This is a genomic window from Methanoregula sp., from assembly GCF_041645475.1.
GTDB lineage: Archaea > Halobacteriota > Methanomicrobia > Methanomicrobiales > Methanospirillaceae > Methanoregula.
Genome location: NZ_JBAZQA010000023.1, coordinates 1 through 19,524, shown reverse-complemented (window position 1 = coordinate 19,524; position 19,524 = coordinate 1). Strand labels below are relative to the sequence as shown.

Annotated in this window: 15 protein-coding genes; 9 read left to right on the top strand and 6 right to left on the bottom strand. The window is 50.7% G+C overall.

What is annotated here, in order from left to right:
* Nucleotides 1–220: 220 nt before the first annotated feature.
* Nucleotides 221–1,498 (bottom strand): phosphomethylpyrimidine synthase ThiC, encoded by a 1,278-nt coding sequence (thiC, locus tag WC598_RS14430; protein WP_372962212.1) that lies wholly within the window; start codon nt 1,496–1,498, stop codon nt 221–223.
* A gap of 251 nt (nt 1,499–1,749) precedes the next feature.
* Here thiC and WC598_RS14425 point away from each other — a divergent pair, with 251 nt between their 5' ends.
* A complete protein-coding gene (locus tag WC598_RS14425; protein WP_372962211.1) occupies nt 1,750–4,125 on the top strand; it encodes a CDC48 family AAA ATPase in 2,376 nt (791 codons plus the stop codon).
* A gap of 18 nt (nt 4,126–4,143) precedes the next feature.
* Nucleotides 4,144–4,584, top strand: a complete 441-nt coding sequence (locus WC598_RS14420) for an Hsp20/alpha crystallin family protein (RefSeq protein ID WP_372962210.1) — start codon at nt 4,144–4,146, stop codon at nt 4,582–4,584.
* Nucleotides 4,585–4,644: 60 nt separating this feature from the next.
* On the opposite strand, the gene WC598_RS14415 is transcribed toward WC598_RS14420, so the two are convergent.
* On the bottom strand, nt 4,645–6,681 hold the full coding sequence (locus WC598_RS14415; protein WP_372962209.1) for an acetate--CoA ligase family protein: 2,037 nt from the start codon (nt 6,679–6,681) through the stop codon (nt 4,645–4,647).
* 533 nt (nt 6,682–7,214) lie between these two features.
* Here WC598_RS14415 and ppdK point away from each other — a divergent pair.
* Nucleotides 7,215–9,989, top strand: coding sequence for a pyruvate, phosphate dikinase (gene ppdK, locus WC598_RS14410; RefSeq protein WP_372962208.1), 2,775 nt, complete (start codon nt 7,215–7,217; stop codon nt 9,987–9,989).
* Between the two features lie 338 nt (nt 9,990–10,327).
* Here the strand turns inward: ppdK and WC598_RS14405 are convergent, their stop codons facing one another.
* The 3 genes from WC598_RS14405 to WC598_RS14395 all read right to left on the bottom strand — a co-directional run bounded on the left by WC598_RS14405 (nt 10,328) and on the right by WC598_RS14395 (nt 11,548).
* Nucleotides 10,328–10,819, bottom strand: coding sequence for a hypothetical protein (locus tag WC598_RS14405; RefSeq protein ID WP_372962207.1), 492 nt, complete (start codon nt 10,817–10,819; stop codon nt 10,328–10,330).
* A 98-nt stretch (nt 10,820–10,917) separates the two neighbouring features.
* Nucleotides 10,918–11,343 (bottom strand): nucleoside 2-deoxyribosyltransferase, encoded by a 426-nt coding sequence (locus WC598_RS14400; protein WP_372962206.1) that lies wholly within the window; start codon nt 11,341–11,343, stop codon nt 10,918–10,920.
* A 70-nt stretch (nt 11,344–11,413) separates the two neighbouring features.
* The gene (locus WC598_RS14395) at nt 11,414–11,548 is read right to left on the bottom strand and encodes a hypothetical protein (protein WP_372962205.1); all 135 of its coding nucleotides are present in this window, start codon (nt 11,546–11,548) and stop codon (nt 11,414–11,416) included.
* A 1,174-nt stretch (nt 11,549–12,722) separates the two neighbouring features.
* Between WC598_RS14395 and WC598_RS14390 the strand changes: the two genes are divergently transcribed.
* The gene (locus tag WC598_RS14390; RefSeq protein ID WP_372962204.1) at nt 12,723–13,325 is read left to right on the top strand and encodes a hypothetical protein; all 603 of its coding nucleotides are present in this window, start codon (nt 12,723–12,725) and stop codon (nt 13,323–13,325) included.
* Nucleotides 13,326–13,476: 151 nt separating this feature from the next.
* Here the strand turns inward: WC598_RS14390 and WC598_RS14385 are convergent, their stop codons facing one another.
* Nucleotides 13,477–13,740, bottom strand: coding sequence for a hypothetical protein (locus WC598_RS14385; RefSeq protein WP_372962203.1), 264 nt, complete (start codon nt 13,738–13,740; stop codon nt 13,477–13,479).
* 1,303 nt (nt 13,741–15,043) lie between these two features.
* On the opposite strand from WC598_RS14385, the gene WC598_RS14380 reads away from it, so the two are divergent.
* The 5 genes from WC598_RS14380 to WC598_RS14360 all read left to right on the top strand — a co-directional run bounded on the left by WC598_RS14380 (nt 15,044) and on the right by WC598_RS14360 (nt 19,380).
* Complete coding sequence (locus WC598_RS14380; RefSeq protein WP_372962202.1) at nt 15,044–15,799, top strand: FkbM family methyltransferase; 756 nt, start codon at nt 15,044–15,046, stop codon at nt 15,797–15,799.
* Nucleotides 15,800–15,839: 40 nt separating this feature from the next.
* A complete protein-coding gene (locus WC598_RS14375; RefSeq protein WP_372962201.1) occupies nt 15,840–16,742 on the top strand; it encodes an NAD(P)-dependent oxidoreductase in 903 nt (300 codons plus the stop codon).
* A 124-nt stretch (nt 16,743–16,866) separates the two neighbouring features.
* A complete protein-coding gene (locus WC598_RS14370) occupies nt 16,867–17,862 on the top strand; it encodes a Gfo/Idh/MocA family protein (protein ID WP_372962200.1) in 996 nt (331 codons plus the stop codon).
* The gene (locus tag WC598_RS14365; protein ID WP_372962199.1) at nt 17,859–18,575 is read left to right on the top strand and encodes a cytidylyltransferase domain-containing protein; all 717 of its coding nucleotides are present in this window, start codon (nt 17,859–17,861) and stop codon (nt 18,573–18,575) included. Before WC598_RS14370 ends, WC598_RS14365 begins: the two co-directional genes overlap by 4 nt.
* A gap of 1 nt (nt 18,576) precedes the next feature.
* On the top strand, nt 18,577–19,380 hold the full coding sequence (locus WC598_RS14360) for an SDR family oxidoreductase (RefSeq protein WP_372962198.1): 804 nt from the start codon (nt 18,577–18,579) through the stop codon (nt 19,378–19,380).
* The last annotated feature ends 144 nt before the right edge of the window (nt 19,381–19,524 follow it).

Sequence of the window (19,524 nt, the reverse complement as noted above, 5' to 3'; positions counted from 1 at the left end):
CGTCATGGCGGGAATGCATGCCAGGCTTCCTGGATTGTTCCATCACCCGTGCAAGTTTTACCTGGGACCTGCTGAAAAAATTCATGGCAGGGTATGGGGGAACCTGAAATGTATTCAGCACGATTCCCTTTCGAGGTGATAATCACCCAGGGTTCAAAGACGCGTGCAGGTTGAGAAACGGACTCCGGCTATTAAAAAATGTGCGAGGCAAAAAAATAGATTAGAACTTGAAATGACGGTTGACGATCTTGATTGCACAGTAGTCGCCACACATCGTGCACCCGTCAGTATCTGCGGGCATACGCTCGTCGCGGATGGCTTTTGCCCGGGCAGGGTTCATGGCAACGGCAAACTGGCGATCCCAGTCAAGGTCGCGGCGGGCATGACCCATCTCGAGATCGAGGTCCCGGGTCTTCTTGAGCTTGATCATGTCGCCGACATGGGCTGCAATGCGGGAACTCATGACCCCTTCGTACACCTCTTCCGGTGTCGGGAGTGCAAGGTGTTCGGCAGGTGTAACGTAGCAGATAAAATCCGCGCCGAGCGAGGAGGAGATTGCGGCACCGATTGCGGCAACACGGTCGTCGTACCCGGGTGCGATGTCAGTAACGATCGGCCCCAGCATGTAGAACGGCTTATTGTTGGTGACGCGTTTCATGAGCGTGACATTGGCGGCGATCTCATCGATCGGGACGTGGCCCGGACCTTCGACAATGACCGGGACATTTTCATTGTGTGCTTTGTCCGCGAGTTCTGCATTGATGAGGAGTTCCTGGACGGCAGCCCGGTCGGTGGCGTCGTGAATGGCGCCGGCCCGCATGCCGTTTCCCATTGAGAGGGTGACTTCATGCTCCTTCATGATCTCAAGCAGGTAATCGAATTCACGATAAAGCGGATTCTCTTTCTCGTTGTGGAGCATCCAAGCAGTCATGAATGCACCGCCACGGGAGACAAGCCCGCCGTGCCGGCCCTGGTTCTTTAAGCGCTTGACCGTCTCGAAGTTGATGCCGGTGTGGATGGCCATGAAGTTGGTGCCGAGTTTTGCCTGCTCAGCAGTGATTCGGAAGAGATCGTCCTCTTTCATGTTGACGACAGCGCCGTCCTTAATCGCGGCCTCGATGAATGCCTGGTAGAGCGGTACACAACCAACGGACAGGGTTGTGTTCGCGATGACCTGCTTGCGGATCTCAACAAAATCTCCCCCGGTGGAGAGTTCCATTAAGGTATCTGCGCCCGCACGCTCGGCCTGCTTTGCTTTCTCGATCTCCTCGGGGATATTAACAATATCTGTGGAGGTCCCGATGGATGCGTTCACCTTGGTGCGCAGCCCTTCGCCAATACCGCAGATCTTCACTTTACGGTAAGGTGAGGTCGGGATTACGATATGGCCACCGGCAACACCGCGCCGGACAAAATCTTCAGTAACGCCTTCCTGCTTAGCTACCAGTTTCATCTCTTCTGTGACGATGCCCCGCTTGGCATCTGCAACAATACTCATGTCACTATGGTTGCTGTAAAGACCAGATAAAGGCTTGTTTTCTCAATTCTGGAGTAAATCTGGCTTGTTCACTAAACAAGTAAAGTTGATTTGGAATAACACAGAATTTTTTGTTTTAGTACGGTTCCGGCGAGAAGAATACTCCGGTTTTCTGGGACGGGGGCAGGAAACCCTGATCGGAATTGGCACAATATTTATATAAAATTGAACGCTAACTTATGGTAAACCTTAATGATACGAGGTGTTTTACGATGACAGAAAAAGAATTTTTCGAAGTTACGGTAAAGGAAGCAGCGCACGATGATGCAGGCCGGGGCATTGCCCGGATCAGCGTTGAGGTGATGAAGAAGCTCGGGCTGGTCTCCGGAGATGTGATCGAGATCCAGGGCAAGAAAAAAGCTGCGGCGATAATCTGGCCGGGTTTTGCGCAGGATACCGGTTACGCCATTCTCAGGATCGACGGAAACATCCGGGGAAATGCCGGGACAGGTATCGATGAGAAGGTGAAGATCCGTAAGTCCGAAGCCGAGTACGCCAAGAAGGTTGTTATCCAGCCAACCCAGCCGATACGCCTTGTCGGAGGGGAACAATATCTCGCGAGGGTGCTCCGCGGACGGTCTGTCATCGAAGGGCAGACGGTCCGCGTGGACGTGATCGGAAACTCGATCACACTCGTCATAGCAAAGGTCTCCCCCAAGGGGATCGCGATTGTCACGGACGATACCGAGATCGAGCTCAAGGAGGAACCCTACAAACCTGAAGAGGGAAAGCGGGAAGTCTCCGATATCCACTACGAGGATATCGGCGGCCTCGGGCGCGAACTACAGCTCGTCCGCGAGATGATCGAGCTCCCGCTCCGCCACCCGGAGATCTTCGAGCGGCTGGGAATTCAGCCTCCCAAGGGTGTGCTGCTTTATGGTCCCCCCGGGACCGGTAAGACCCTGATCGCGAAAGCGGTGGCTAACGAGGTGGATGCCCACTTCATCACCCTCTCCGGCCCGGAGATCATGAGCAAGTATTATGGCGAAAGCGAGAAAGGGCTTCGCGAGAAGTTCGAGGAGGCGGAACACAATGCCCCCGCGATCATCTTCATCGACGAGATCGATGCGATCGCTCCCAAACGTGAGGAGACCAAGGGCGAAGTTGAGCGGCGCGTTGTTGCCCAGCTGCTGGCGCTCATGGACGGCCTGAAAGGCCGGGGCCAGGTCATCGTTATCGCGGCAACCAACCTGCCGGATTCAATCGACCCAGCTCTCCGGCGCGGAGGCCGGTTCGACCGGGAGATCGAGATCGGTATTCCCGACAAGAAAGGCCGGATGGAGATCTTCCAGGTCCACACGAGGGGAGTTCCCCTTGCGGATGATGTAAAGATCGATGAATATGCCAACTCCACGCACGGGTTTGTCGGCGCAGATATCGCACTCCTGGTCAAGGAAGCAGCAATGCATGCGCTCCGCAAGGTCATCCCGCAGATCAAGATTGACGAAGAGATCCCAAACGAGGTGCTGGACCAGCTGAAAGTTACAAGCGAGGACTTTGCCGAGGCCCGGAAACATGTCGAGCCCTCAGCAATGCGCGAGGTGCTGGTCGAAGTGCCCGATATCACCTGGAAGCAGGTGGGCGGCCTTGAAGACGTGAAACAGGAACTCAAAGAGGCCGTTGAATGGCCCCTGAAGTATCCTGATGTCTTTGACCGGCTCCAGACAAAGCCCCCGAAAGGAATTCTGATGTTCGGCCCGCCCGGCACCGGCAAAACCCTGCTGGCAAAAGCGGTTGCAAATGAGAGCGAGTGCAACTTCATCGCGGTCAAAGGTCCCGAGCTCCTCTCGAAGTGGGTGGGTGAATCCGAGAAAGGCGTGCGGGAGATCTTCCGCAAGGCCCGGCAGGCCTCCCCGTCGATCATATTCTTCGATGAGATCGATGCGCTCGTCCCCAAGCGCGGATCCTACCAGGGCAGTGCGCACGTGACCGAGAGCGTGGTCTCCCAGATCCTCACTGAGCTGGACGGGATGGAAGAATTAAAAGATGTCACCATCCTTGCTGCAACCAACCGCCCGGATATGCTGGACGATGCCCTGCTCCGGCCCGGCCGGCTCGAGCGGCACATCTACGTTCCTGCCCCGGATGAAGAGAGCAGGAAGAAGATCTTCGAGGTCTACCTTGGTGGTGACACGGGTCACATCCTTGCAAAGGATGTGGAGATCGATGCGCTGGTGAAACAGACCGAAGGCTATGTAGGTGCAGACATCGAGGCGCTCGTCCGCGATGCGAAGATGGCCGCCATGAGGGAATTCATCATCCAGATGGGCTCACGGAGCGAACAGGAGCGCACCGATGCGATCAAGAACGTGATGCTCACCAGAGCGCACTTCGATATCGCACTGACCCGGGTCCGTGGCTCGCTCGACCGCGATGCCATAGAGGCATCCGAGCGGCAGGCCTGGACCATGCTCTACAACCAGGAGCAGCGCGAGATCCTTGAAAAAGCGGTGCAGGTTATCCGCAATTTCGGTATGAAGTCAAAGAAATCCGAGAGGGATGCACTTGAGGATCTCCGCAAAGTCACCTACCAGAGAAAGAAGGACTTTGCCCGGATCAAAGAACTTGCAGAATCGTTGGAAAAGTAACCAGGAAAAACCCAAGAGATGAAAAAAATGTACGAAGATTCACAGGACCTGTTCCGTGAGATGGATGAGATGTTCGCCCGGATGTTCACCCGGATGAGCCGGGGAACCGGCAGCGTCGAGCCGCAGGTCTTCGGCTACCACATCGTAATCAACGGTGGGGCCGAAAATCCGCAGATTCCCGATGAACCGGCCGGTACCCTGAGGGGTGACTCAGCGCCCGTTGCGGAAATCCATCACATTGGTGAGGAAGTAAAAGTTGTTGTCGAAATTCCGGGTGCAACAGCAGAGTCTGTCCGGCTTAATGTTCAGGATGGCATACTGTCAATCGATGCTGATGGAAGCATGAACCATTATCATACGACAGCCAATCTGCCTCCGGTAAATGTCGATTCAATGCAATCCTCGTTCAGAAACGGGGTGCTCGAAGTGACCTTCGGAACTCGTCCCGAGAACCTGTAAACCGCGGCTTTTGGGATCCTGCAAAACCCACTCTTTTTTACGGATTCCAAAAAGAGAAGATCAGTAGCGGTTATGAACGATCATGCCGGCAATTTCGAACGCTTCTTCGATATCCTGGAAATTCGGGATATTATCCTGTTTAAGGATGGAAAATGCCACTTTCATGCTGTTCCCGCCAACCATGCATCCAACAATCATCTTGCGGGTCTGCCTTGAGAACCTGACAACCTCCTGTGCAAGCAGGACGGGATCCGCAAGGGCGGATGGTACGATGATGATGAAGATGATATCCCAGTCACGCTGGTTCTGGATCAGGATATCAAATACCTGTGCAAACCGGCCCGCATTCGCGTCGCCCAGGATATCCAGGGGATTGTCGTGGTTCCAGCTCGCAGGCAGGATCGCATTGAGCTGCCCGAGCAGTTCCGGCGAGAGATTGATAAGTTCGATCCCGTACCGTTCGGCATAATCGGATGCAAGGACACCGAATCCTCCGGCACTGGTTATGACAATTGCGCGTTTTCCCTTCGGATATCCTTCTGATGCCAGCAGTTCCCCGACACGGAATGCCTGCTGGGTCGATCTGACGGTAATAATGCCAGCCTGCCGGAATGCTGCAAGGTAGACGTCATGGCTGCCGGCAAGGGAGCCGGTATGCGATGCAGCAGCCTTGATCCCTTTCCGGGATGACCCGGATTTGATGGCAATGACCGGCTTTTTCGGTGTAACTTTTGAGACCACCTCGATGAACCGGGGTCCGTCCCGTATCTCCTCGATATACAGGATGATTGCGCGGGTTTGCTCATCCTGTCCGAAGAGATTGATATATTCTTCAAACCCGAGATCGAGCTGGTTGCCGACACTGATGATACCGGAAAAACCGATCTCTTCCGGCAGGCTCCAGTCAACAAGGGTGGTGATCACCGCCCCGCTCTGGGAGATGAAAGCCAGTTTTCCGGGTTTTGCCGAGATCGGATCAAAAGTGGTGTTGATACCAAGATACGGGAACATGATCCCAAGGCAGTTGGGCCCGATGATGCGTGTCCCGTATTTTCTTGCGGTAGCAAGGACTTCGTCTTCAAGGGCCCGTCCCGCCGCACCTCCTTCGCGGAAACCCGAGGAGATGATCACGAGAAGCGGTATGCGACAGACTCCCGCCTCCTCAACAATCGCTGGAACGCCGCGGGCCGGTATCGTGATTACCGCAATATCGACCTGCTCTTGTATGGAAGTTAGATTCGGGCTTGTCTTCCTCCCGAGAATTTCGGCCCGGCCCGGGTTGACCGGAATGAGGGTGCCCGGAAATGAGAGGAGATTTTTGCACACCGCATATCCCACCTTATTCGGGTCAGAAGATGCACCGACAACTGCTATGGTCTTTGCTTCAAAGAGTGAGGGCAGGATCTCCTGATGGAGCCGGGAGACCTGATTTTTACCTTCCATATCCACAATGAACCGTGCATCTACGGCGCATCCCCCCTTCTCGTAGAGAACAAACGGATTGATATCGAATTCCACGAGGTTGGGATTTTTGTAAAAGAATGAACTGATTTTCAGGATCTTTGCTATCAGTATTTTCTCATCCCTCGGGGGCTCATCCCGGTACCCATGGATCAGCTTATAACCCCACAATTCCTGGAGCATCTCACGAACCTGGTGCTCGTTTAAGGGAAGGATCCTGACGGCAACATCCTTGACCAGGTCAACAAATTTTCCGCCAATGCCAAACAGGAGTACTTCCCCGAACGAGGGATCGGTTTTTCCCCCGATGATGAGTTCGAGACCCGGGTCCATCTGCTGCTCAACAATGATCCCGTCAACCCGTGCATCAGGATTGCGGGATTGCACATTTTCGAGAATCTTTTCAAAGGAGCGCCTGACCCCCTCGGCATTCTTTATGGATATGACGACTCCGCCAACATCGCTCTTATGGTTTATGTCCGGTGAGATCACCTTAAGGACAACAGGGTACCCGATTCTTTCGGCGGCAGCAACGGCCTCTTCTGCAGTCCTGGCTACGGTATATGCAGGGGATGGGATTCCGATCTTTTCCAGCAGTTCATAGCCTTCCGATTCATCAATCCGCTTCAGTGTCATTATCAGGGCCTGGCATCCGTATCAGGCAGATGGTTGAATGATACTAATCCCCCTACACTATAAGAGTCTTTTCCAGAATCCGGATGATATCCTGAACTTTCAGGAGGTATGCCGTTGAACCCGAATTTTCTGGTATGAATCCTCCGATACCGGCAGGTTCAAAATATCCGGCGAGAGGGCACTATGCAGTGCACGGCCCTGATTCTCTGATATGGATATACCGGGGTGGGAATTCAGCGGATACAGCGGGCAGTTATTGCAGGTTTCGCTCGCGTTTAGTATAATTAATAATGCTTACGGATGACTATTCTTGAAAAGTTATGTGTAAGGAAAAGGGATTGGTAAAATCCGATCCTGCATGGGCTGCCTTTCGATCCTTCAGACGGGCGAGGACAGGAATTCCCGGGATGGAAAATAATGAACAGGAAATTGCATATATTGTCATTAATCTGTTCCTGCACGTCGGGATCAGAGATCCGGTCAGGTCAACGGTATACGATTAACGGTCAATTTTTCCGGTTTCCGGAGTTACCATGAAGAAAACGTGGGTATATGCCTTCCGTGAAGGCGATGGAAAAAACAAGAAACTGCTCGGCGGCAAAGGTGCAAACCTCTGCGAGATGACCCGGATCGGCCTCAATGTTCCCCCGGGTTTTGTTATCACAACCGAGGCATGTCTTGCATATCTTGAGAGTCCGGACCGGAAGTTGCCGGAAGGACTTCACGAACAGGTGAAAAAGGAGTTATCGGATCTGGAGAAGAAGAGCGGCAGGGTTTTTGGCGGTCGCGAGAATCCGCTCCTTGTCTCGGTCCGGTCAGGATCCGCAATATCCATGCCGGGAATGATGGATACCATCCTGAATCTCGGTCTCAACGAGGAGACTCTTGAGGGGCTCATCCTTCAGACAGGAGACAAGCGGTTTGGTTACGATGCCTACCGCCGGTTCATCCAGCTCTTCGGTAAGATCGCGCTTGGTGTGCCGGATGAGGAATTCGATGCGGAGTTTGAGAGTGTCAAGCAGATGGCCGGCGTGAAAAACGATGTGGACCTGTCTGCTCACGATCTTGATGAGGTCTCAAGGCGATTCCTTGAGGTTGTGAAAAAGAACACCCGGAAACCCTTCCCCTCGGACCCGCGGGAACAGCTGGAGATTGCAATTAAGGCCGTCTTTGGCTCATGGGGCGGTAAAAGGGCTGTTGATTACCGGCGGGAATTTAAGATTACTCCCGATATGGCAAACGGAACTGCAGTCAATGTCATGGAGATGGTCTTTGGGAATATGGGTGAGGATTCGGCAACCGGTGTCGGTTTCACCCGCGATCCTGCAACGGGAGAGAATGTTCTCTTTGGCGAGTACCTGGTAAATGCCCAGGGAGAAGATGTCGTTGCCGGCATACGGACCCCGAAACCGGTTGCAGCCATGGCCCAGGAGATGCCGGAGTTACACCGCGAACTTTTAGAACTGCGCAGGAAACTTGAGACTCATTACAAAGAAGTGCAGGACTTCGAGTTCACTATCGAGAAAGGAACGCTTTACTGCCTCCAGACCCGGAACGGGAAGATGAATGTCACGGCGCTTGTCCGTACTTCAGTGGAGATGGTACAGGAAGGGCTTCTCGACAAGCATGCAGCGCTGCTTCGGGTTCCTCCCGAGATGCTCGATCAGATGCTCTTTCCCCGCCTTGATCCCCGGGTAACCAAAAAGCCGATAGCCCATGGACTGCCCGCATCACCCGGTGTGGCAGTTGGTATTGCTGTTTTCGATGCTGACCGGGCAGAAAAACTGGGCCGGACCGGACAACGGGTCATCCTTGTACGGGAAGAGACAAAACCCGAGGATATTCACGGCTTCTTCGCATCACAGGGAATCCTGACAAGCCGTGGTGGAAAAACCTCCCATGCGGCAGTTGTTGCGCGGGGAATGGGAAAACCCTGCGTTTCCGGTGCTGAAGGAATCGTTGTCGATGTCCAGATGCGCCAGGCCCGGGTCGGGGAACTGGATTTCGGGGAAGGGGCGCTTATAACGATTGACGGGACCACCGGCTCTGTTTATCTTGGGGAAGTCCCGATGATCGAAGCAGAGTTTTCCAGCCATCTCGCCACGCTCCTTACCTGGGCTGACGAAACAGCGCACATGCAGGTTATGGCGAATGCCGATACCCCGAAAGATGCCGAACGGGCGCTCACCTTTGGCGCAATGGGTATCGGCCTCTGCCGTACCGAACGGATGTTCAATGGCACCGATCGCCTGCCGGTTATGGTGGATATGATCGTTGCCGAAACAAAAGAAGACCGGCAGGAAGCGCTGGACAAACTGCTCCCCATCCAGCGCGAGGATTTCAAGGAGATATTCCGGATCATGGCATCGCGGCCGGTTACAATCCGCCTCCTTGATCCGCCAATCCATGAGTTCCTCCCAACCGAACACCAGCTGGAAGAAGAGCTCGCAACCCTGTGTAACCTGCGGGAGATCCTGCACGGCCTGAATATTCTTGCCGACTCCGTAAAATACCTCAAACATTCTGATGGACAGATTCCAAAGATGGAGAAATTCACCGATCCCCAGCTGGTTGAAGATGTTATCCGGAAAAAAGAAGCAATGCTCCTGAAAGGAAAATCCCTACATGAGGTGAACCCGATGCTTGGCCACCGGGGAGTACGTCTTGGCCTCACCTTCCCTGAGATTTACTGCATGCAGATCCGTGCCATTCTCGAGGCAGCAGCAGAATGCCAGAAGGATGGAGTAGCCGTCTCGGCAGAGATCATGGTGCCACAGGTCTGTACGGTCCAGGAACTCAAACGGGTCCATGCCTGGGTAGACGAGATCCTTACAGAGGTGGAGAAAACATTCAAAGTCAAGCTGAACATCAAATTCGGCTCCATGCTTGAAGTAGTGAGGGCCTGCCTCCGCGCGGACAACCTTGCGGATGAAGCCGAGTTCTTCTCATTTGGCACCAATGACCTCACCCAGGCCACATTCTCGTTCTCCCGGGAAGATGCCGAGAACAAGTTCCTGCCCATGTACAATAAGAGCAGTATTCTCCTTGACAATCCGTTTGAAGTGCTCGATGTCAAGGGTGTGGGCAGGATCATGGAGCAGGCCGTCACATGGGCCCGCCACAGCCGCCCCGGCATGAAAATTGGCATCTGCGGGGAGCACGGCGGCCACCCGGCCTCAATCCGGTTCTGCCACTCCATTGGTCTGTCCTATGTCTCCTGTTCCGGGCCCCGCGTTCCCATTGCGCGGCTTGCAGCTGGGCAGGCAGTTCTTCTGGAAAATAAAAAACCCGTTGACAAGGCCGCCTGAACCGGTAAGCCTGATTTCCGCTCTTTTTTTATTGATTTGTTGCATGTGGTTCATCCCGCCATAAGCGGGAAGGATTTGATCTCCAATCTCAAACATCTGAAATGAGGGGTTACCCAATCCAGAATCAAAGCAACGGGTGAGCACCCCGCTCGGACAAAATCCCGACATTATGAGGAGGGATTATGCAATGTGAAGAGACCCTAAACAGGGAGCTGGCAGTGAGGACGAGATGGGGCAGTTTTAACTGAATCACGGTTTTTCAGGGTGTGAGATCCTAGCTCCGGAATTGCGGACCATTTATCGTAACACACGTTTTTATTAAAAAGAAGAGAAGGAGATCAGCCCTGCTGACGGGTGAGGTGGATGATGAAGGCTTTTGCATCATCTCCTGGCTGGAGGAAGCTGAACTCTGCCTCGTTTGGACCAATCAATCTGCCCGTCATGGTTCCGGCAACATGCCCGACAATGTTGATCCTGCCATCTGACGTGATGACGCCAGAGAAATTCTCGTGATACGTGATCCCGTTTGCGCGGGTATAATCTTTATTCCCGGAGAATGCCGATCCCTTCTGGGCCGTGATGTTATACCGCGTTGTGTTCGTTTCACGGAACCCGTCGGTTTTTGTGTTCCCGACCGTTGTTCCTGTCCAGACCCCGACAAGGTATGGGGTGGATGCTGCTGTGGTGACCTGGGGGGTGAGCGGCGGTGCCGCGGTGCCGGCAGGAGTGGCCGGAAGTACTGACGGGGATGTGACCTCAGGGGTTGTGCAACCCGCAATAAGAACGAGAAGAACCAGAACGACTGCGATACCGTATTTTCCGGAGTGCATAAGGAAGAATTATCTCCGTATGATATAGTAATATCTTTTTGAGTGCACTGTATCACGTTCAGGATTATGAACAATGATTGAGATTTATTGGCGTTGATTCAGTTAAAACAAGTACAAAGCTCGTCAATACTTGTTGCGATCTTTCCTTTAATGGCCCCGAGGATGAGCGGGTTGTCCAGATTGTCCATCAGCGATCGGGAATCGGTTTTTAGGCCGATGCACTCTTTATTCAAGGCATAGGCAATGCCCAGTTCAACACAGGCCCCCTCATCCGGCACTCTTCCGTCAATAATCAGGAGAAGAATATCCGATTTATGGATTTGTTGAAGATCTATCTCAAATATTGTTTTGACTGCCTCCTCTTTCGAAATACCCGCTACAATCAAATCTGATAATTTCTTACCGTCTCGTTGCGGAAGAAAGGTATCGTACCCGCATTCTCTCAACCGCGTGTCAACATTCTCGTTAAAATCCAGCTCTGCCTGTGAAAACAGGGGACCGGCAATGTAAACTATTTTTTTCATGAGACGTGTTCCTTTCTTTCTCGTAAGCGTGATATAATTTCTGAAACGGTCGTACACGGAAATCGATCCGTCATCCCGTCACGATAATCCCCATCTCGTTCTCCCGTGTGTCCTGAACCGCTTTTTTGATACAGCGTTCAGCCAGATTCTTTTCCACGGCCTTATTCCGGATTTCCGGGAAGTTCGGGTTTTCCTGCACACCCATTACAGAAGTGTGGCAACCAATATTTTTGTTCTGTTTTTAATAGCGCACGCTGCCGATGTGAAAGTAACATCAGCACCATTTCCCTGCAGATATCATTTTTTGGGGGATGGTCGAATCCCGTTCCAACGGATTCCATATTCGAGATTGATCACATAATAAAAACTTTATCGGCAGCACTCGTGACCCGGGAAGTGGACCGCAGCAGGATGAACTTGACCGACCCCGAGATCCGCTATCTCCCGGATTTCCGGGTGAACGAACCCTGGAGAATCTGGCATACTTGCCCACTCCACAGATCCAGAATCCCATAGAAGTCAACCTCATATTCCAAGAGTTACTTGTGGGGGTAGACACTTATATTTTGTAAGACCTGCTATCAATTTCATAGTTTTTGGCTCTTCACTAAAATGAACAGGGGAACAGGATCCATCTGTTCGAGCCACCATTTCAACGATCCGTATCATAGGAATACGGATCCTTTTGATCATTTCTGATTAATTTGCTTATGAGAAACCCCTTCCGTTTATGCCCCAAAAAAATTCGCAATCAATCTCCGGAAATTTTTTTTTAATCACCCCCTCAGCCCCTGCCCGGAATTTTTCAACCGCACCCTGATTGAATTTTATGGAGCGTCTCACCGGAGAATCAAAAATTTTGTCGCTTGTACCTGCCGATTGTCGGATAATTATCCGATTATCACCTCATCAACTGACACTCCATGATCGCGATTAATTTTTTTTAAGCAGGGTCTGCCATGAAAAAGTTCATTCAGAAACATACACCAAAAATGGGACACCAGATCCTTTTCAGGGACTTTTCACCCTTGTTCAGATTCGGGTACTCATGAACAGACCTTCTGGATTGTTGAGCAACGTATCCCCACATTTGTTCATACGGTCAGGAGTCTCACTCCACACATGCCTGGGCCGGATTTATCAGCAGATGGATGGGACTCCCCCGATCGTCCGGCATACCGGGGAGACGAGGGGCAATCACGCGTATGTTCTGCTTATCCCGCGTGAGAACCTTAGTATCGTGATCCTCGCAAATGAGTCGGGGCCAAACCTCCGGAAAAAGAGCCGTCCCGGCAGGATTTCGTTCGAATCTGTTCGCCAAAGACTCATTCGTGAAAAATCGGGAGATTTTAATACCGGTTTCTCTAAACGGTAAGTCTATGCAACGTACAACAGGACTGGCATTCGGAGTATCGCTTCTTATGCTTATGCTTATCCTCCTCGTAGCCGGATGTACCCAGCCATCCACTACTCCTGCAAGCACCGCGACCCCGACTGCAACTGCTACACCCCTGGTAACTGCCCAGGCCACCACTACACCGGCAGCAGTCATAACAACCCCAGCCGTCAATGCGACCCTGAAAACCGAAATGGCTGCATTAGTCGGGACACTGGCCAAAAAGATCAACACGGGAAATATTTCCATAATAATGAAGGAAGGTGAAAATTCAACGGCCTTTATGGCCACGCTCAGTCAACTCAGGGAATTCAAGGCTACTGATTCCCGGATCGCCTATATCTACGCGCTTGAACAGAAGAACGGCACCGCCACGTTTCTGGTCGATACCGATCATGGCACCCCGAATGCCTCGAAATGCGCAGAGGTATATACCGATGCTCCCACAGAGATGAAAAATATTATTACAGAACCGATCGTTGTAGGGCCATATACTGATCACTGGGGGACATTTGTATCAGCAATTGCCCCGCTGAACATGGGCTCGAATTCCTCAGTGATCCTTGTGATCGATTCCCGTGTCTGAACCCATTTACCCTTTTTTCATACCATAAAAAAGCAGGTTTCATTCCAATAATTCCCAGCGAACGACACACCATCGATCCGTGCCATGACATTCCCGACAGGGGTACCCTCGGGGGATTGGGTTTTTTCGGATCGGACTGGCAAAATCCAGGTTAGCGATGAGCTTCCGTAGTCTCGTTGTTGTGCCGGCCCGTCAGCCGCGTCACTTCTTCAAGAGCCTTGTGTTTATCCTTGCGCCCCGTATAAAGGATCCGGGTATGCTCCCTGTCGTCCCGAAGGTAAACCGCCTCAGGGTATTCGATAAGTACGATCTGTCCATCAGGACCAAAGTGTTTTTCATCGATCTCTCCGATCATATACCGTTCACGCTGGTCTTGTGTTGGAGCAGAGTTTTTCTCAAACCGGTAAACGCTCATCCCAGGTTCCCACAATAAATGCTTCTTGATTCCTGCAATAATAAAACAATGGACGGTACTCTGTCATCAGCCGGGGATCATCCGGCCGTTATCGGTTATAAAATCACGAATGATTGCACGAAATGAGATTCTTCCACAGACCCCGGGGGAGGGTATGCTTCTGGCATTCTTCCCTCAGTCCAGTTCAAACGGGAGGCGATCATTGGAGGTATGAATCCCCGATTATTCCGGTGAACGATCCGGCTGGCGCGATTCTATCCGGGCATCCTCTGTGGAGGATATGGATTTTTCGGAGTAATGTGGTTCCGTTGTTGGAGACCGTGAGAGAATAAGGAGATATATCGCTCCTGATACAGGGCGATGAACAACCGCCATCCCCAGGGCACCCACACTGCGGAGCAATGACTGCCGGAAATGTCTGCTGCACGGCAGTTTACAGGATTACCGCACGAAAAAATTTCCATTGGTACCGTAGCCGCCGGAGATCTTGTTGCATGATCCCCATAGGTTACTTAGCGGCGAGCTGCGGTTTTGTTGCTGCTGATTCCGGGCAATGCACTGATCGCATAGCGCGAGGATATCGGGGCCCGGCACCGGAGTAATTCCGTGGGATGGCCGCGCCCAATCAAAGGTCTGCCGTCATAGTCCTCCCATCCGTAAAGACCCGAACTATTCCGGGCCCGCAAAATGCCCGGTTTGTTAATCCGGGCAATCGTTTTTTTTCTGCACAGGAAACGATGTCCACGCCCCTGCAAAAATCGCGGATTTTGCCGTTTTTTCATGAAATGAGCCGATTATGACTTGATCAAACCTGCAAAATAGCGCCCTTCCGGCACACTCCGGTTTTGACCCGTACATAAGACTCGGCAAATGAAATGAGGCCCCGTTTTGGGGAAAGGCCTGGATTCGAACGGCTCAAATTCCCAAAAACGTTTAAAAATATTCCGGCTATCGGTATCAACACACTCATCGAATTATTGTGAAAATCTAGGGAGATTATTACCAGGGATCAAAATCCGGAAATTTTTCACGGGACTGAGTAATTTGCCCGCACACATTCATTTTTCATGGACTCCTCGTTTCCATTCATGTACTCTCGTCATATGGAGACACAATTCCGGCTCCTTCCGGATACCCGTCAAATCCCCGTGTAAGAATATTTTTATGACATGCAGATGAAATGTACAGAAATCAGGGCCCTTTTATGACAATTAAAAAGAAAATATTCGATACAGGGATCACTGCGTTACGTTTCTGTACTGGGTTGTTTGGTCAAAAAAATAAACACCTTATCCTCTCGAACATGGTCGAACAGCTCAGCCCATACTACATTCAAAAAACAAGGTATGGGGATATAACGTTCTTTTGCTTTGGCGAAATTCCACTGTATCGTGCTGAATCGTTATTAACCAAAGAGCCCGAGACAATCGAATGGATAGATTCATTTGAAACGGGAGACATTCTCTGGGATATCGGGGCAAATGTCGGCTGTTATACCCTCTATGCAGCAAAAAAAGGTGTATTTGTAAAAGCGTTTGAACCCTCCGCGGCCAATTACTTCCTTCTCCAGAAAAATACCGAAATCAACCGTCTCGATTCAATGATTCAGGCATTCTGTATTGCATTCAGTGATGTTTCTGAAACCGGATACCTGAACATGTCTTCCATCCAGATGGGTGGAGCTATCAATGCATTCGGTAATGCAGCGAAAAAAATTGAATTCATGGAGGATTCCTGGGAGGTTAAATTCCAACAGGGCATGCTGGGATTTTCGATTGACGAATTCATCAGGATTTTTCAGGTACCTGCACCCAACCATATAAAAATTGATGTTGATGGAATTGAGGATAAAATTATCCGTGGCGCAAGACAGACCCTTCAGGATAAAAGGGTGAAAAGCGTGCTTATTGAGATCGATGATAACCAGACGGAATATAATGCAGGAATCACCCGGATTTTAGAAGATGCCGGGTTTACATTATCCTCGAAAAAACACGCCCCCATGTTTGATGCCGGGAAATTTGCATCCATGTATAATTGTGTGTTTACCCGGAAATAATTCTGATCCAAATCCTGTTCACCGCAGAATGCAGAGGACCATGAAAAAAATCCTGATTACCGGGGCAAATGGATTCCTTGGATCCAATTTCACCCGCTTTTTTGTTGATTCAAAAAAATACTCAGTAATTCTTACCTCCCAGAAATGTCCCGAGATTGCAAAGGATGATGACCTGCCATTTCATTCAGGAAACCTTCTGGATGAATCATTTCTGGAATCACTTCTCAGGCAGGAAAAGCCGGATGTGATCATTAATACCGTCAGCCTCGTGAATGTTGATCTCTGTGAAGAAAAACCGGACCTGGCCCGGCAGATCACTGTTCAGACCGCAAAGAATCTCGCTGTTGCAGCGAAGAAATACCGCACCCGTCTGCTCTACATCTCTACCGATCAGGTATTCGATGGAAAAAACAGGATGTATACGGAGGAGGATGTACCAAATCCCATAAACCAGTACGGCCAGACAAAACTGGAAGCAGAACGGGTAACCCGGCATCATCTTCCGGAGGCAGTTATCATCCGGACCAATTTTTTCGGATGGAGCCCCGCCGGCCATGTCCCCACGTTTGGTGAATGGGTATACAATAGCCTGAAGTCCGGAAAACCGATGCACTTATTCACGAATTTTTTCTTCACCCCGATTGAAGTCACGTACCTTTCCGAGGCAATTGATACCATTATCCCAGCAGGTTTTTCCGGTCTGGTAAATATTACCGGGACTGACCGTTGTTCAAAATACGAATTCGGGATAGCTCTTGCAGATATATGCGGTTTTGATCCATCACCGATAGAGCCGGTTGAGATGAGCCCTGTCTCGCTTCGTGCCAAACGGCCCGAAGATATGTCGTTATCGAATAAAAAATATGAAAACACGTTCCATGCACGCCTTCCAACATTACATGAATCCCTGATACGATTCAGGGATTCTGCAGGGCACACTTAAGAATAAGGCTCACCGGTTCTTCTCCAACAAAAACCTCCTGACCGATTGTGCTTCTATCATTCTGATAAAAAGATATTTTAAACAACGAAATGAAGAATTAACATCAGTAAAAGAGGACATTTTCTTGAAATATCTGGTGGCTGGTCTTGGGAGTATTGGAAAGCGCCATCTTCAGAACATAAAAAAAATCGATCCTGACGCATCAGTTAGCATCTGGCATACGCACTCAAAGCCATCGGAACCATCACCCGGGGACCCGCGGGCGGATTGTATCGTTTATTCGCTGGAAGAGGCTATTCAGACACAACCCGATATTGCATTCATCACAAATCCGGCATCATTTCATATCCCCGTAGCACTGGCCCTTGCAGCGGAGGGAATCAATCTCTTTATCGAAAAACCCCTGTCCTCTGATCTGGAAGGAGTCGCAGCACTCCAGAAAATTCAGAAGGAGAAAAAAAATGTCATTATGGTTGGGTACAACCTGCGGTTCCATCACCCGTTCCAGATTATGAAAAACCGTCTTGAAGCCGGATCATTAGGAAAAATCCTCTCACTTCGGGCGGAAGTGGGGCAATACCTTCCCGACTGGCGACCGGGCTCCGATTACCGCAACTCCGTGAGTGCAAGAAAAGCTCTTGGCGGAGGGGCAGTCTTTGAACTGAGTCATGAGCTGGATTACGTCCGGTGGTTTTTGGGGGAAGTAAGATCTGTCACCTCCCATGTCGATCGGGTAAGCAATCTTGCTATTGATGTCGAGGACACTGCTGATATCATCCTTACGTTCGCAAACGGGGCGGTAGCCAATATTCATCTTGATCTGGTCCAGAGATTCCCCACAAGATACTGCCGGATAATCGGGTCGGAAGGAACACTGTTCTGGGATGGGACAACCGATTCCGTCTCCCTGTACTCTGCACAAACAGGGGAATGGACGGTACTCTGCCCGGCTCAAAAGATCGACAGAAATGACATGTACATTGCTGAACTCCGGCATTTTATCGAATGTGTAAAAACACGGAACGATCCCCTGATCGGTATTGTCGATGGGAGAAAAGTTGTCGAGATCGCTCTTGCGGCGTTAAAATCCTCGGAAGAAAAACGGTGCATCATATTATGAAAAAGAATATCGTGGGTTTCATTTTTGCACGGGGTGGATCCAAAGGAGTACCGAGAAAAAATATCCGGAATCTGGCAGGAAAACCCCTTATTGCCTATGCGATCCTGGCTGCACGCCAAAGTGATCTCATCAGCCGGGTCATTGTTTCAACCGATGATGCGGAAATCGCAAACATAGCCGTTCAATATGGGGCGGAAGTGCCGTTTTTCCGACCGCCGGAGCTATCCGGGGACAAATCCCCGGAATGGCTTGCCTGGCAACATGCGATCACGGAAGTCCAGAGCAGGAACAAACAAAATCTTGATGTATTTGTCAGCATCCCCACAACCGCACCCCTTCGCCTGACAGAGGATGTTGACGCCTGTATAACAAAACTCTTACAAAGCGATGCAGATATTGTGATTACCGTAAAAAAAGCAGAGCGGAGCCCGTTTTTCAATATGATAAAAAATGATGATGCAGGGTATGCCCACCTTGTAATTCCGCCGGAGACGGCTACGCACCGCAGGCAGGATGCACCGGTTGTATATGACATGACAACCGTTGCCTATGCAGCCCGGCCGGAATTTATTTTAACGGCAAAGAGCCTCTTCGAAGGAAAAGTTCTGGCAGTTGAGATACCCCAGGAGCGGGCAATTGACATTGACACGGAATTTGATTTTTCAATTGCAGAATTTCTCATGAACAAACGGAATACTCAGGGTGGTCGATGAAATGAAATCTGTAAAAGAACTGATGGATTTAACCAGCCGTACCGCAGTTGTCACCGGGGGTGCCGGCCATATCGGCTCTGCGATCTGTGATGCCCTTGCCGAAAACGGTGCAGGAATTGTCATCGTTGATTGCAATGAAGCGTTATGCAATGAAAAATGTGATCAGATCAGCCGCGATTATGCAGTAGAAACCCTTCCCATAATCCTAGACCTCACGGATGAGAGAAAATTACGGGAGATTCCAAAAATAGTGCAGAAGAAATTGGGATCCTTAGATATCCTCGTGAATTGTGCAGCCCTTGTTGGCACCTCATCATTGAAAGGGTGGGGTGTTGAATTCCAGAAACAGGATGCCGATACATGGAGACTTGCTCTCGAAGTCAATCTTACCGCCCCGTTCATCCTCACCCAGGCCTGTTCCAAAGCCCTGATCCAATCGGAACATGGCTCCGTAATCAATATCAGTTCAATCTACGGTATCCAGGGACCGGATATGAGTTTTTATGAGGGTACCTCAATGGGAAATCCTGCAGCATACGCTGCGAGCAAGGGAGGGCTTATCCAGTTGACCCGATGGATGGCAACAGTGCTTGCCCCCAAGGTACGATCAAACGCAATATCCCTCGGAGGGGTCTACAGAAACCAGCCGGAATCATTCCATACAAAATATGTCAAAAAAACACCCTTGCAGAGGATGGCAATTGAAGAAGATGTGAAAGGTGCTGCACTCTACTTTGCAAGCGATATGTCCGCATTTGTAACGGGTCAGAATTTGATTCTTGATGGCGGATTTACGAGCTGGTAATTTTTTATTAAAAAAAACGTAACTATTCAGCCCGTCCTGTGAGCACAAGAAGGTGTGAATGGATTTCCCTGAAATGCACCAACGAGTGATGCGAGAACCGGCCTTTCATTTTTCTTAACGGTTGAGAGATATCCCCGGATCCTG

Bases quoted from the DNA above. Each gene is read 5' to 3' on its own strand.
- WC598_RS14380 (WP_372962202.1), top strand. From the start codon at position 15,044: ATGGTCGAACAGCTCAGCCCATACTACATTCAAAAAACAAGGTATGGG.
- WC598_RS14415 (WP_372962209.1), bottom strand. From the start codon at position 6,681: ATGACACTGAAGCGGATTGATGAATCGGAAGGCTATGAACTGCTGGAA.
- WC598_RS14385 (WP_372962203.1), bottom strand. From the start codon at position 13,740: ATGAGCGTTTACCGGTTTGAGAAAAACTCTGCTCCAACACAAGACCAG.
- WC598_RS14365 (WP_372962199.1), top strand. From the start codon at position 17,859: ATGAAAAAGAATATCGTGGGTTTCATTTTTGCACGGGGTGGATCCAAA.
- WC598_RS14375 (WP_372962201.1), top strand. From the start codon at position 15,840: ATGAAAAAAATCCTGATTACCGGGGCAAATGGATTCCTTGGATCCAAT.
- WC598_RS14425 (WP_372962211.1), top strand. From the start codon at position 1,750: ATGACAGAAAAAGAATTTTTCGAAGTTACGGTAAAGGAAGCAGCGCAC.
- WC598_RS14405 (WP_372962207.1), bottom strand. From the start codon at position 10,819: ATGCACTCCGGAAAATACGGTATCGCAGTCGTTCTGGTTCTTCTCGTT.
- WC598_RS14400 (WP_372962206.1), bottom strand. From the start codon at position 11,343: ATGAAAAAAATAGTTTACATTGCCGGTCCCCTGTTTTCACAGGCAGAG.
- ppdK (WP_372962208.1), top strand. From the start codon at position 7,215: ATGAAGAAAACGTGGGTATATGCCTTCCGTGAAGGCGATGGAAAAAAC.
- WC598_RS14420 (WP_372962210.1), top strand. From the start codon at position 4,144: ATGAAAAAAATGTACGAAGATTCACAGGACCTGTTCCGTGAGATGGAT.
- WC598_RS14395 (WP_372962205.1), bottom strand. From the start codon at position 11,548: ATGGGTGTGCAGGAAAACCCGAACTTCCCGGAAATCCGGAATAAGGCC.
- WC598_RS14390 (WP_372962204.1), top strand. From the start codon at position 12,723: ATGCAACGTACAACAGGACTGGCATTCGGAGTATCGCTTCTTATGCTT.
- thiC (WP_372962212.1), bottom strand. From the start codon at position 1,498: ATGAGTATTGTTGCAGATGCCAAGCGGGGCATCGTCACAGAAGAGATG.
- WC598_RS14360 (WP_372962198.1), top strand. From the start codon at position 18,577: ATGAAATCTGTAAAAGAACTGATGGATTTAACCAGCCGTACCGCAGTT.